Source organism: Sorangium sp. So ce406, assembly GCF_051474675.1.
In the GTDB taxonomy this organism is placed as follows: domain Bacteria; phylum Myxococcota_A; class Polyangia; order Polyangiales; family Polyangiaceae; genus Sorangium; species Sorangium cellulosum_G.
Genome location: NZ_CP150340.1, coordinates 9744663 through 9758993, shown reverse-complemented (window position 1 = coordinate 9758993; position 14331 = coordinate 9744663). Strand labels below are relative to the sequence as shown.

Sequence of the window (14331 nt, the reverse complement as noted above, 5' to 3'; positions counted from 1 at the left end):
TCGGCCCGGGGCGTCACCTCGGGACGAAGCTGCCCGATGATGATCCTAATGAGTTCATCGTGGCGGACGTGAGCCGGTCTCTCGTCGAGTAGGCACCCCCACCGGCGGACGAAACAACGCCGCTGAGAAGGTGGAAATATGATTGCGCAGGGTATCCTGCGTGACCCTCTGCTCTTTTTCGATCGCCAACACCGCCTCGCCTGGGACTAGAACGCTCGCCGCGTGCGGTCTCGCACCCCTCGACAGGCAAGGTGACATGGAACGACGATGGCGATGGCTCTTCGTGGTTGTGCCGGCGCTCATGGGCTCTCTGGAAGGGTGTGATCACGGCCCATGGCTCTCGGCGTTACCGGTCGACAGCGACCTGCGCGGCGAAGCGGCGGGCCCGAAGGTCAAGCCGAACGGGGCGAGCTGCAGCTGTGACGCGGACTGCGACGGCGCGGGGGCCCTCTGCATGCTCGGCATCTGCATGCAGCGCGCGGAGGGGCCTTGTGCGGCGCCGAACAGCGAAGAGGGGTGCGCGCCCGGATCTCGCTGCTTCAACACGGATATCCTGACGGACACGGGGGTGTGTTATCCCGTCTACGATCCCGCGACCTGCGAGGGCGTGGAGAACCGTCATGGCCTGTGCTCTCCGCGGCGCGGCGAGGGGTGCAACCCCGCCTGCGGCGCGGCGTGCGCGGAGGACACGGTGGGGGCCGGGGACGTGGGCTCGGCCTGCGAGACGGCGGCCGAGTGCTCGCTGCGCGGCGCGACCTGCTACAGCGACGCGAGCACGGCGGAGCCGAACGGCTGGGTCGAGGGCTATTGCCTCGCGTTCGACTGCGCGCGCGACGCCGAGTGCGGCCCGGACGCGGGCTGCTTCCCCGCGGCGGAGGGCGGCGCGCCCGTGTGCATGAACACCTGCGGCAGCGACCTCGACTGCCGGCCTGGCTACGTCTGCCACGTCGTCGACGGCGCGAGCCGCCCTGCCTGCTTCGCGGGCTGCGACGCCGCCGCGACCTGCCCGGTGGGCACGACCTGCCTCGGGGAGCTGTGCGTGTCCGACGACGTCGCGTGCTCACCGGACGTCCCCTCCGGGTGGTGTCCGGAGGGCGAGCGGTGCGACGACGGCGCGTGCCGCAAGGACGGGGCTGCCTGCGAATCCGGGGGTGACGTGCTCGAGCCCAACGATGCTCCGGGGGCCGCGGTGAGCGCGCCCGCGGGCGTCACGGAGGGGCTCACCGTGTGCGAGGGGGACGAGGACTGGTTCAGGATCGTGGTGCCGGAGGGGACGATCGTCCGCGTGGGCATCCGGCTCCGCCACGCCGCCGGGGACCTCGATCTGGTGGCCTACGACGGCGAGGGCCGGCTGCTCGGGTCGCGCTACGGCGAGCAGTACCCGTACTCGTACCGCGATCAGGAGACGGACACGGAGGTGTACGGGTTCTACTCCGAGCGAGGCGGCGCCGAGTACCTCCTCCGGGTCGTCGGCCACGAGGGCGCGCAGAACACCTATCAGCTCGACGTGACCTCGTATCCTTACGTCGACGGCCCGAGCTGCGTGAGCGCCGGCTTCTCGTTCGACGACTGCGCCGGCTTCGGCGACGGCGGCAGCGGGCTCTTGCCGTTCCCGTTCCCCGACCCTGACGATTCGGTCGTCGGCGGCGGTTATGTCTGGGAGACCTTCAGCAACTACCGCTTTGCTCGGCGCGAGCTCATCATGCTCGTCCGCGACGCGCTGTCGGAGACGCTGGGCGCCTTCCCCGGCACGACGCCGCTCTCGCTGATCGACGTCTGCCAGATCGACGGCGTCACGCCCGGGTACGACATCGGCGATCCGCGCCACCCCCAGTCGACGCACGATCAGGGCGGGAACATCGACATCGCATATTTCCAGACGGACGGCTCGAACGACGGAGAGATCATCTGCGGAGACGGGTCGAAGCACGAGGACGGGTACTGCTCCTCGGCGGCGAAGCGAAATCACATCGTCGATCTCGAGCGCCAGGCGTTCTTCATGGCCAGGCTGTTCCGCTCGCCCCGCACGCGCGTCATCGGCGTGGACAAGATCATCGCGCCGTTCCTCTCGAAGACGGCGGCCAGGCTGAACGCCCTTCCGGCGCGCGATCCGCGGAAGATCACCGACGCCGAGCTCGCGAGCTTCTCGGACCGGATGGCCTACGGCTCGGGGTGGCCGTATCACCATCACCACATCCACCTCAGCATGGACTGGTGGCCGAAGCGCGCCTCCGCCGGCGGCGGCCCTGCGGCTGCGTCCTTCGCGTCGTCCCCTGTCATCCACCGCTCGCCCGCGGTCGCGGCGGAGCAGCGGATGACGTGGCCGCCGCGGCCGTAGCGTGGTGACGCGGTGAGCGATTAGAAAGAGAAGAAATTAACCACAGAGGGCACAGAGGGCACAGAGGGAGAGAGAAAGAGAAGAGAGATGAGGACGAGCTGTTCTCTCTCTAAATCTCTCTTTCTATTCCTCTGTGCCCTCTGTGCCTCTGTGGTTCAAATCTCTCTTCTTCCCCGGAGCAACCGAGCCCCGCTCAGGGCACGATCGTGATCCGGTCGAGCGGGGGCGGCGAGACGGGCGAGTTCACCGCGAAGTAGTCCCGCAGGGCGTCGAGATCCAGGGCGCCGCCGAGGCGGTCGGTGCCCTCGTTGAGCACGGTGAAGCCGTCGCCGCCCGACGCCAGGAAGCTGTTCACCGTCACCCGGTACGTGCGCGCCGGCTCGATCGGGACGCCGTTGATCCGGATCGAGGCGATGTCGACCTTCGCGTCGACGGGCGCGCTCTGGCTGTAGGTGTAGGTGAAGCCGTCCGAGACCTGCAGGATCAGGCTCCGCGGCGTTCCCATCGCGTCGACCCGGAACTGCTGCTCCAGCAGCGTATCGATCTGCGCGCCCGTCAGGGTCATCACGACAAGGCTGTTGCCGAACGGCTGCACCGTGAACGCCTCGCCGAACGTCACCACCCCGTCCATGAGCTCCGTCGGCGACGCCGCGTAGGCGAGGTCGGCGCGGACGCCGCCCGGGTTCATGAAGGCGATCTCGGCCCCGCCGGTGCGCGCGTCGCGCGTGGCGGCGAGCTGGCTGTCGGCGATGACCGCGCCCAGCGTGTGCAGCCCGGAGCCCGTGGGCGGGACCGCGCGATCGAGCGTCGCGGTGATCGTGCCGATCTGCACGTTGGCCAGCGGCGCCGCGAGGTCCCTGTAGCGCGTCACCAGGGCGTCCACCCCCGCGTGGACGTCCTCGCGCGCCACGATGACGTTGTTCGCCGTCTTCGCCGTCACCTCGCCCGTGGTCCGGCTGATCTCCAGATCGATGTCGGTGACCAGCCGGCCGAACGACGCCGCGCTCGTCACGACCTTGTCGCCGAGGATGCAGTTGTACGCCTGGTGCGTGTGCCCGCTGACGATGACGTCCACGGCGGGGTCCATGTTCGTGGCGATGTCGACGAGGGGGCCAGAGAGGCCCGGGCACTCGTTGAGATGGCCGGTGGGGAGCCCTCCCTCGTGGAGCACCACCACGATGGCCTCGATACCCTGCGCCTGGAGCTCCGGGACGATGGCGTTCACCGTGTCGACCTCGTCCATGAACGAGAGCCCCGCGACGCCGATGGGCGTCACGATCGACGGCGTGTCCTCGAGCGTCATGCCGATGAAGGCGATCTTCACGCCGTCGAACTCGCGGACGTCGTAGCGGGGGAAGAGCGTCCTGCCGGTCGTCGTGTCCACGACGACGTTGGCGGCGAGGAACTGGAAGCTCGCGCCCGCGAAGAAGGTGCCGTCCGCGCAGCCGTCGACCGGGCTGCACCCGCCGTACTGCATGCGGAGGAGCTCCGCGGTGCCCTTGTCGAACTCGTGGTTACCGACGCCGTTGATGTCGAGGCCGAGGAGGTTCATGGCCTCGATCGTCGGCTCGTCGTGGAAGAGCGCCGACACGAGCGGGCTCGCGCCGATGAGGTCTCCGGCCGAGACCACCACGGTGTTCGGGTTCGTGGCGCGGAGCGCGGCGACGCGCGACGCGAAGTAGGCGACGCCGCCCGCGTTCACCTGCGTCGTGTCGGGCAGCGTGATCCTGCCGCTGCTGCCCGCCGGGGGCTCCAGGTTGCCGTGGAAGTCGTTGAAGGCGAGGATCTGCACGCTCACGGTGTCGCTGCCGCCGCCGCCCGAGCCGCCACCGCCGCCCTGGCCGCCCGTGCCGGCGGCGCCCGAGCCGCCACCGCCGCCCTGGCCGCCCGTGCCGGTGGCGCCCGAGCCGCCGTCGCCGCCCTGGCCGCCCGTGCCGGTGGCGCCGCCGGTGCCACTCGAGGCGGTGCCGGTGGCGCCGCCGGTCCCCTCGACGGGGCTCGGCGCGTCGTCGCCGCAGCCCGCGCTGGCGATCGGCGGCACGAACAGCGCGGCGCCGACCAGCGTCACCCGCCACGCCCGTGCGCACCGCCCCACGACCCCGGAAGCTCCAGTCCTCCTCATCCCTGCTCCTCCACGTCGAAGCGCTCGCCAATCCACGCTCTCACATGCTGGGCCCGCGGCGAAACAGCCACGTGAACGCCCCGCGGCGGCCTCATGGCTGGCCGCGGCCGCGGCTCCAGAACGCCACCACGTCCTCGGGTCGCTCGCGCTCGCGCAGGACGCGGAGCTCGCCGCCGTCGACGCCGAGCACCGCGGGGATGCCGCGGCTGCAGTGGCGGGACCACATGCTCAGCGTGTAAGCCCCCGTGTCGCGGACGAGCACGAGATCCCCGGGCGACAGCGCCGGGAACGGCAGGTCGCGGGCCAGCACGTCGCCGCCGAAGCACAGCGGGCCGCCGAGGGTGCATGGCGAGAGCGGCCCCTCCTTGAGGGCGGCGTCCGCGTCGAGCGCCACGAAATCGTGGTGCCAGTCGGCCGGGTGGTAGGCGCGTCGCAGCAGGAAGTCGGCCCCGAGGTGCAGGATCGCGGTGCGCCCCGCCGGGTCCTCCTTCACGTACTCCACGCGCGAGACGGCGAAGCCGCAGCCCGCCTGGACCCAGCGCCCGAACTCGGTGATCAGCGTGGTCCCCTCCTCGAAGAGCGTCGGCACCTCCAGGCGCAGCGCGGCCGCGTGGTCCTCGAGCAGCGGCGGCCGGTCGGTGCTCCGGTAGGCGACCGGCAGCCCGCCGCCGATATCCATGGTGCGGGCGGCGCCCGGCCCGAGCGCGCGGCGGATCTCCTGGCGCAGCGCCTCGACGCGGCGGATCCCGTCGACGAGCTGCGAGCGCGCGCACCCCTGCGAGCCGACGTGCACGTGCAGGCCGGTGAGCCACCGGTACCGCGCGAAGGCGGCGCGCACGGCGTCGGCCTGCTCGAGCGGGACCCCGAACTTGGAGCGCCGATCCGCGACGCTGGTGAGGGCGATGCTGGACGCCCCGACCTGCGGGTTGATCCGCAGCCCGATGCGGTCGCCCGCCTCCCCGTGCCGGACGAGCGCGTCGATGCGCTCGAGCTCATCGAGGTTGTCGGCGTTGATCCGCACGCCCAGTCGGAGAGCCTCCGCGATGTCGTCGCGCGTCTTCGCGGGGGAGTCGTAGACGATGCGGCCGGGGGGGCAGCCGGCGGCCGCCGCGAGCTTCACCTCCTCGAGCGAGGCGGCCTCGAGCCCCGCGCCGCAGTCGACCGCCGCGCGGAGGACCTCCACGAGGGGGTTCGCCTTGATCGCGACCGCGTGGAGGGCGCCCGGCGGGAACGCCGCGCCGATCCGCCCGATGCGCGCCCGCATGCGCCCGAGGTCGTGGAACAGGACCGCAGGCTCCACATCCATCCCGCGGCGCCGCGCCTCGCGGAACGCGCGCGCCATGCTCTCGGGATCCAGCCGATCCGCGTCGCTCATGGGACCTCCCTACCGCAGTCTGGCCTCCGGGCGGGAGGTTGTCCGCCCCTGCGCGCCGTCGCGGCGCCCCGCGCCGGCGCGATCGTGACCGGGCGGCGCGACCCGTATTTCCAGGATGTCTCGCGCCGGCGCGCTCAGCCGTTGACGATGACGTTGAGCTTGCCGATGACGAGCCCGGGTGTGTACGACATCGTGGGCATCGCAGGGTTGCCGAACCCCGGGGGGTTGAGGCTCGACGCCGGGATGTTCGTGGAGCGGGCCTTGTACGCCGGCTCGTTCTCGTAGATCTGCCTGCTGAAATCGGCCTCGAAGTAGAACTGCGTGGTGATCAGCCGGGTCGTGGCCCCGTTGATGCGTGCGACCAGGTGAACGTGGACGGGGCGCCCCGCGTACCATCCCGGCCAGATCGTCCTGAAGCCGGCGATCCCGTTGCGGTCGGTGAGCTGGACGCCGCGGCAGAAACGCTCGTCGTTCTCGACCGTGCGCTCGCCCGGGCCGCTGTACGGCGTGGAGGGGTCCTGGCCGTCGAAGCCGCTGTAGTAGCCGTCCGCATCGCAGTGCCAGATGTAGATCTCGGCGTCGGGGATGGGCTCGCAGTTGTTCTGGGCGTCGAGCAGGCGGAAATAGAACTGGAACTCGCAGCCGGGATGACCGTCCCGGAGATCGCTGCGGAACAGGCTGATGTCGTTCGGGATCTCGCTGTCGTCGATGAAGAACGGCCCCTCGATGTCCGTGGTCGTCAAGGCGCACCTGACGGCATCCTCGAAGATCGAAGGATCGAGGTTCAGCGAGTCGTCGCCCCACGCGCCGCCCACACCGGCGCCGCCCTCGCCGGCCCCGCCGGTGCCCGAGCCGGTGCTGCTCGTGCTGGCGATGCCTGAGCTGCTGCTGCTGGTCGCCGTGCCCGTGCCTCCACCGCCGCCTCCGGTACCTCCGGCGCTGCCGGTGCTGCTGGAGCCCGGAGCGTCGGTCCCGTCGTCCTCTCCGCAGGACGTGAGCGCGGGCGCGGTGATGGCGAACGCCCCGAGCTTGATGAGGATCTGTCGGCGGTCGAGCACCCAGCCGAGCAGATCACGCGCCAGGGGTCCCTTTCTCTCAGCCATACAAAGATCTCCTTCGATAAGTCATGCCACGACCGTGAATCACGCTGACTGGAACGGGTGGGGATCGGCGCCCCATCCAAGATCCACCGACGAAAGGGCTCGAGCAGATCGGCCGGGATGCCCACGCCGCCCGGCGGCGCCGTGTCGTCGGCTCCGTCGGGGGATCCCCGCTCTCCGCAGTGCACGCCATCACGAGGAGCGATGACGAGCGCGCCGAGGATGCGGCGAAGGGCACCGGCATCGGAGCTGCCTGGCAACGGATCGACTCACCCGCTGTTCACGGGATGACGGTGCTCCGGGGACATGAGGGACTGCCATCCCTAAGAAAGACTCGCGTGACGGGCTGCCGGCGCAGTCGCAGTGCGCCGGAGCCGTCAATGGGAATACCGTCCCACCGTTTTGGTGTCAAACAGAGTTTTGGATCTCGGATCGATGAAAGAAAGTTAAATGGTGTGATGCTGAGGCCAAGTCGGCTCATCGCCGAGCGGGCGAAAGAGGCCAAGTGTCCAGTGAGGATTTCACTCCTCCCGGGCGAGCGCGGAACGATGATGGCCAGTGGGAAGTAACCGTGCGTATCTCGTCTAAGGTCGTCCACGGGGGAGGCCAGGAGATGGCCAGCGGGCGGAGCGCTCGTCGAGCTGTCCACCGACCGGCTCATCGTCCTCACGCTCACGGGAGACGCCGCCGCTGCCGCTCGCGCGGACCGGTCTTACAGTCATGGTGAATAAGTACAATACGCCAGCGCGCACCGTCGTCTCCCGTGTGGCCCAGACGAATTCCCGGAGGGAGGCGATGTGATCACGCCAGGGGCTCGGAAAGTGGCCGAAGATGTCGCTTTCCCGGACGTGGGGGGCGCCCGGCGGCGCAGATCGCGGCTGCGCGCGCCGCGGTGAACGGGGCAGGTCGAGCCTCGGGGAGCTGCTGCGGGGAGCGCGGGCGAGGCCGGCCAGGGGCTCGCGGGCCAGGGAAAGCGGATACCCGGGCATCCGGCATCGAGCGCCGGCGCGAGGTCGCGGGGGAGGGGAGGCCGGGAACGGGCTCGTAGGGTCGGGCCGGGAATGGCGGGGTGGCGTTCACCTCCGGCGGCGCTGTCCCGTGTCACTGTACAGGCGGGCAGGTGCAGGCACGTCGGAAAATTGGTAAATGCTTCAGGTCCTGTGGTTTCTGTTGTAGGAGGCGCTCCCAAACCCTCCGACAGGACCCCCGCATGACCCGCATCCTCCTCATCGATGACTCCGCCGCGATGCGAACGCACATGCGGGCGGCGCTCGCGGGGTCGAAGGAGCTCGGGCCGGCGGTGGAGATCGCGGAGACGGCGAGCGGGTTCGAGGCGCTCCGGCTGATGCACCGGGGCGCGTACGACGCCGTGATCATCGACATCAACCTGCCGGACATCGACGGGCTGGAGCTCATCCGCTTCATCCGTCAGAGCCGGCACCACCGCGACGTCGCGCTCGTCGTCGTCTCGGCGATGTCCTCGGCGCGCGAGCGCGAGCGCGCGTTCCGGCTCGGCGCGCACGCGTTCGTCGCGAAGCCGTTCTCGGCCGACACGCTGGCCTCGGCCGTCCGTCGAGGCGTCTCGTCGAGCCAGCTCGGCCTGCGCGTGGCGACGTAGGCGGGCGCCGCGTCGCCGCGGGGAGGCTTCCGGCGCGCCTCCCCGAGCTGGTAGGGTGCGCGGCCATGAAGCTCCGCCCCAGCCGCCTCCGCCTGGCAGCGCCGCTCGCGCTGGCCGTGGCGACCGCCGCCTGCTCTGGCTCGTCTCCGGCCCCCCGCGCCGAGCCGCCGTCCGGCGCCGCCGCCCCGGCGCCCGCGCCGTCCAGCGCCGCGGACAGCCCGACCGGCCTGCTCTCGGAGGAGGACTTCAAGGCGCTCCACCAGCTCCGGGCGGACAAGGCGCCGCCCGCGCGCGGGCAGTCGGTCGAGGTGGCCGGAACGCGGGCGTACCTGAGCCTGCCGAAGGACGCGAAGCCGCCCATCCCGGGCGTCGTGGTCATCCACGAGTGGTGGGGCCTGAACGAGCACATCAAGCACTGGACCGACCGCCTCGCCGAGGACGGCTACGCCGCGATCGCCGTGGACCTGTACGGCGGCAAGGTCGCGAGCACGCCGGACGACGCGATGACGGCCATGAAGGCGGTCGACGAGGCGAAGGGGATCGAGACGGTGCGCGCCGCGCACCGCTTCCTCGCGACCGACGCGCGCGTCTCGGCCCCGCGGACCGGCTCGATCGGGTGGTGCTTCGGCGGCGCCTGGTCGCTCAAGCTCGCCATGAACGAGCCCGAGCTCGACGCTGCCGTCATCTACTACGGCCGGCTCGTCACCGACCCCGCGAAGCTCACGGCGGTCAAGGCGCCGCTGCTCGGCGTCTTCGGCGACCGGGACGAGGGCATCCCGCCCCAGGTCGTGAACGAGTTCGACAAGGCGCTGCACGAGGCGGGCGTGGAGCACGAGGTGCTCCGGTACGACGCCGAGCACGCCTTCGCGAACCCGTCGGGAGAGCGGTACGACACGAAGGCCGCGGCGGACGCCTGGGAGAAGGTGCGGCGGTTCCTGGCGGCGAAGCTGAAGGAGCAGTGACCCTCAGGGCGCCGCGGCGCTCGCCAGCGCGGCCTCCTGTTCCCCGGCGCGGATCGACCCCGGCGCGCTCGTCACGCGGAACGACGCGCCGTCCCACACGATCGTCGTCACCACGAAGCGCACGTCCCGGCGCGGCGGATCGCTGCGGAACCGCACGCGCCACGCGAGGCGCGCGAGCTCGGACGCGGGGAGCTGCACCGCCGCGAGCCCGACCGCCGGCGCGAACACGCCGTCGCCGAGCGCCGCGTCCACCTCGCCGTCCCGCGCCGCCAGGGCGAGCTCCGCGGCGTGGTCCTCCCAGAGCACGACGCGGAGCGCCCCGGGGCCGCTGAAGAGCTGGAGCTCCTTCAGCTTGCGGGCGAGGCTCTCGGCGTCGACGCTAGCCGGCGCGCCCGGCGCGCCGCCGTCGGCGAGCAGCCGGCCGATGCGCGCCGCCGACAGGAGGCGCGCCCACGCGCGCGGATCGTCCGCCCCCGGCGTGCCCTCGGCCGCGGCGACCTTGCGCTGGATGCGCAGCGCCTCGTCGACGCGCCCGCTGCCCGCGGCCGCCGCGGCGAGCCGCAGCCAGCCCCGGGGCTCGGTCGGCGCGAGGTCCGTGAGCGTCGTGTACTGCCGGTACGCGGCCGCGTACCAGCCGTGCCGGAGGTACACGTCGCCGAGCATCTCGCGCGACGCGGGGCTCGCCGGATCGAACTCGACGATCTCCGAGTACGTGCGGAGCGCGTCCGGCTCGAAGCCGCTCGCGGCGAGCACGTCGCCGAGCTCCAGCGCGAGCCCGGGGCTCATGAAGCCGCGGTCGCGGAGCCGCCGCCCGTAGGCCAGCGCCTCGTCCTTCCGGCCCGCCTCCGCCAGCAGGCGCACCCGCCGGATCTCCCCCTCCGGGTCGTCGGGCCGCTCGGTGAGCATCTGGCGCACCAGCGCGAGCCGCTCGTCCACCGTCGACAGCGCCGCGAGGCGCTCGTCGACGAGCGTCCAGCGCGGCTTCGGATCGGCGCCCCCGAAGAGCGTGCGCCGCACCGCCGCGGAGATCGCGGGATCGACGGTCCGCCGCATGAGCCCGCGCGCGATGAACCGCTGCGCCTCGGGCTCGTCGGCGAAGCGAACGAGCAGCGCCTCGGCGCCGCCCTCGGTGGTCACCTTCGCCTGGAGGAGCGAGAGGAGCGCGGCCTTCGCGCGCCAGTCCGGCAGCTCGCACGTCGACAGCGCGCCCTCGTAGCGCGCGATGAGCTGCTCGGCCGACGTGGCGCGCGCGAGGCGCTTCGACCACACGACGAGGCGCTCGGCGAGGGGGCGCCGCGCGGTGTCGCTGCACGGCGACATCGCCACGGGCCGGGGCCTGGGCGTCCACGCCTGGGCAGCCCTCCGCGCGGCCGCCGCCCCGTCCGCCGCGCCCGGCTTCGCGGCGGCCGCGGTCGACTCGAGCGGACCGCCGCCGCGCGGCGCGGCCTTGAGTCGATCCGCGCCGATCGCGCCAAACGCGCCGGACGTCGGCGCCCCGCCGCCCTCCGAGGCCTTCCGGGGCGCGCGCTCCGACCGAGGGGCGGCCACGTCGTTCGTCGCGGCCGCGGCGCGCTCCTGCGGCGCGAGCTCCTGCTCCGCGTCGCCGGCCGGGGCTGTGGCCGTCGGGGCGGGCGCGGCGGCGGGGGAGGGCATCGCGGGGGCGGGCGGGGCGAGGTCCGCCGCGGCGCCCGGCTCCCGCGCGTCGGCCTGCGCGGGCGCCGCCGCGGCAGCCGGCGCCTGCTTCCTCATGCCGTGGCCGCCTTCCTTGTTCGAGACCTCCTCATCGCCCGCCGCGCTCGGCTCGCTCCTCGAGCAGCCGGCGGCGACCGCCATCGAGGGCGGCGCGAGCAGCGCCGCGAGCTCGCGCTCTCGCTCGGGCGTCAGCGCCGTCAGCCGCTCGCCCCGGAGCGGCGAGCGCCGCCGCCGGATCCCCTGGTTCGCGTAGGCCTGCTCGCTCTCGAGCGCCAGCGTGCTCGTGAACGGCGTGATCAGCCCGTACTCGAGCCCGAGCTCGACCACCTTGCCCCGGTGCGCCTCGATGTCGTCGCCGTCCGCGAGCAGCCGCCGCATCTTCTCGGCCGCCCAGAAGCGCGGCACCAGCGCCGCCCCGACACCCCGATCGATCTCGATCGGGTGCTCGCGCGCGTACTCCTTCCCGGCGAGCCGCCCCTTCACGATCGCCTTCGCGGGCAGCGCGTGGTGCGTGCGCGCGAGCAGCACGACCTCCTCGCCGCGCGACACCTTGCCGCTCGCGGTGAGCATCGGCTCGTCGAGCCCGGCGCCGAGGTCGATCGACAGATCGGTGATGGTCGCCGTCTTGATCGCGCTGGCCAGGCGCAGCACCTCGGACGTCGAGCCCTCGGCCTCGTCGATCCGGAACGCCTGCCCGCCCCCGGCGCGCGCGAGCTCGCGCAGCAGCGCGTGGTTCGCGTTCTCGCCGACGCCGACGGTGAAGAAGCGCGCGCGCGAGGCCGAGAGCGACCGGCGGAGCCGCTCCGAGAGGCGCGCGCCGGTCACCTCGCCGCTCGTCGCGAGCCCGTCGCCGATGTAGATGACCGCCGGCTGCTCCTTGCCGTGCACGCGCCCGAGCGCCGACTCGAAGAGCGCGCCGAGGTCGGTCGCGCCCCCCGTCGCGTGCTCGGCCAGCCGCGTGAGCGCGGCGGAGATCTCCTGCTCCGACGCCTCGGCCAGCCCGTCCCTCGGGTGAAGGACCGCGGGCGCCGAGTCGAGCGCGACCAGCGCGAAGTGGTCCGACGGCGACATCGCCCGGAGGATCGCCTCGGCCGCCGCCGCCTTCTGCTGCCGCGCCGGCTCGTCGGCCGACGCCGACGTGTCGACCACGACGACGAGGTCCGCGGGCAGCTCCTTGAGCTCGGTCCAGTCCACGTCGGGCACGTACCGGGCCATCACGTAGTCGGCGCGGTCCTCGCCCGCGGCGAAGCGCGACACGCGCAGCGGCGGCGCCTTCGCCTTCACGGAGGCCTCGAGCTGGAAGTCCGCGCGCGGCTCGTAGCCGCTCCGCCGCATGCTCACGCGTCGCCCGCCGTCCTCGATGACGGCGTCCGCGAGCGTCGCGATCTGCATGCCCTGGCCGGCCTGGCCGAGGTCGACGGAGAGCGAGAACTCGCCGATCTGGGCCGGCTCGCTCGAGCGCATCGGGTACACGTAGGCGAGCTTGCCGGCCGGCGCGCCGAGCATCTCCACGTACCGCAGCACCACGCGCCGTGAGCCGCTCGCGGGCACCGGGAAGATGCGGGCGCGGTAGCTGTGCCCGTCGACCCACTCGAGCAGCGCCGGCTCGTGGCCGGTCTGCACGGCGGTCTGGTACCGCTGCGCCGCCTCTCTCCGCTCGATCACCTCCCCCTCGACGAGCACGCCGTCGGTCTCCACCGCGAACGAGCTCACGAGGGCCCGCTCGGGCACGGTGAACCAGTACCAGCCCTCGACCTGCCGCCCGCCCGGGTTGGAGAAGGTCTGGTCCACCTCGGTCTCGGCGATGCCGTCGCGCACGACCGCGCGCACGACCTGCCGGCTGATCTCGAGCGTGCGCGCCTGCGCCCCCGGGGCGCCCTGCAGGTCGACGCCGTAGATCCGGCCGGCGCCGCTGCCTTCGCCCGCGAGCGGCCGGTGGTCGCCCATGCCGCCGGTCCAGTCCTCCCAGTAGGCGAGCGGCGCGACCTTCGGCGCGGCGTCTCCGGCGACGGTCGCCTGCTCCCCGGCGTGCACCTCGACGCGCCCTCCGGGCGCCGTGACCACGGCGAGCCCGCGCGCCACGTACACGCTCACCTCCTTGCCCGAGCGCCTCATCGACAGGCCCGCGTCTGCCGCCGAGACCTTGACGTCCCCGAGCGCGTGCGAGAGCTCGCCGCGCTCGGACGGCGGCGCGTCGAGCCACACCTCGCCCTGGCCGAGCGAGAGCCCGCCCGCGCCGAGCGCGATCTCCGAGTCTGCGCGGAGGAACACCGCGGAGCCGTCGGCGAGCCGCACGAGCGCCCGCGCTCCCTTTCCGGTCGCGAGCTCGGCCCCGACCGGGATCGGGGTGCCGGACACCACCGTCGACCGCGTGTCGTCCTGCGCGCCCTCCGTCAGCGTGACGTCTCCCGAGGAGAGCTCCAGCCGCGCGCCGATGGCGCTGGCCCGCGCGGGCGGCGTTTCCCGGGTCAGGACGAGCGCGGTCACGGTCGCCGCGAGCGCGAGCACCCCGGCCGCGAGCCCCACGCGGAGGCTGCGCCTGCGCCGGCGACGCGCCGCCTCGTCTTCCGCCGCTGCTGCGCGTTCCCGTTCCGGTTCCGGCGCTCCGGCCGGCTCTTCGTGTTCAAGCGACGACATCCAGGACCTCCTCGCCGCGGCGGCTCTCGCCCCCGGAGCCCAGCGCGGGGTCACGTGCAGACGTCCCGTGCCCCGCGACGATCTACAGAAGCGATCGCGACGGCCATCGTAACGGGAAAGCGCGAACGGCGCGTAGCCCGACCCGGCGCGGGATGGCGAGGGGCGCTCGTCCGGCGGCGGCCCGCGTGGGGAAAGGAGAGAGAGATGAACCGCGAAGACGCCAGGGACATCATGGGGAGAGGGAGCCGAGGCATTCCCCATCATTCTTCGGAAAATTCACAGGGAGGCGGGGAGGCGGGGAGAAAAATCTTCAAAATACTCTCTGTCTCCCCGCCTCCCTGTCCAATTTTTCTGCTGAAGATGGCTGCAAAATGAGGGTGGTTCTCAGGGGATGGAGAGAACAGGAAGAGTAGAAGAGGGGGCTTCACCGCTCTTTTTCTTATCTCTCCTGGCGTCCTGGCGGCCTCTCTCTCTTCAATCCGCCCAT

7 protein-coding genes are annotated in these 14331 nt (G+C 72.4%); 3 read left to right on the top strand and 4 right to left on the bottom strand.

Going from position 1 to position 14331, the window contains the following annotated elements; genetic code table 11:
• The first annotated feature begins 256 nt into the window (after positions 1-256).
• Entirely contained in the window at positions 257-2338 is a 2082-nt protein-coding gene (locus tag WME96_RS36600; protein ID WP_437286215.1) for a hypothetical protein, read from the top strand.
• Positions 2339-2531: 193 nt separating this feature from the next.
• Here WME96_RS36600 and WME96_RS36595 read toward each other — a convergent pair whose 3' ends face one another.
• The 3 genes from WME96_RS36595 to WME96_RS36585 form a co-directional block, all read right to left on the bottom strand.
• Positions 2532-4460: a bifunctional metallophosphatase/5'-nucleotidase gene (locus tag WME96_RS36595; RefSeq protein WP_437286214.1), complete on the bottom strand. Its 1929-nt coding sequence runs from the start codon at positions 4458-4460 to the stop codon at positions 2532-2534.
• A 91-nt stretch (positions 4461-4551) separates the two neighbouring features.
• The gene (locus WME96_RS36590; protein ID WP_437286213.1) at positions 4552-5835 is read right to left on the bottom strand and encodes a diaminopimelate decarboxylase; all 1284 of its coding nucleotides are present in this window, start codon (positions 5833-5835) and stop codon (positions 4552-4554) included.
• A 134-nt stretch (positions 5836-5969) separates the two neighbouring features.
• Positions 5970-6938, bottom strand: a complete 969-nt coding sequence (locus WME96_RS36585) for a protocatechuate 3,4-dioxygenase (RefSeq protein ID WP_437286212.1) — start codon at positions 6936-6938, stop codon at positions 5970-5972.
• 1207 nt (positions 6939-8145) lie between these two features.
• On the opposite strand from WME96_RS36585, the gene WME96_RS36580 reads away from it, so the two are divergent.
• Positions 8146-8553 carry a response regulator gene (locus tag WME96_RS36580; RefSeq protein WP_437286211.1) on the top strand — a complete coding sequence of 136 codons (408 nt, stop codon included), beginning with the start codon at positions 8146-8148 and terminating at the stop codon, positions 8551-8553.
• A gap of 65 nt (positions 8554-8618) precedes the next feature.
• Positions 8619-9515 (top strand): dienelactone hydrolase family protein, encoded by an 897-nt coding sequence (locus tag WME96_RS36575; RefSeq protein WP_437286210.1) that lies wholly within the window; start codon positions 8619-8621, stop codon positions 9513-9515.
• A gap of 3 nt (positions 9516-9518) precedes the next feature.
• Here the strand turns inward: WME96_RS36575 and WME96_RS36570 are convergent, their stop codons facing one another.
• The gene (locus WME96_RS36570) at positions 9519-13844 is read right to left on the bottom strand and encodes a VIT domain-containing protein (RefSeq protein ID WP_437286209.1); all 4326 of its coding nucleotides are present in this window, start codon (positions 13842-13844) and stop codon (positions 9519-9521) included.
• Positions 13845-14331 lie beyond the last annotated feature (487 nt).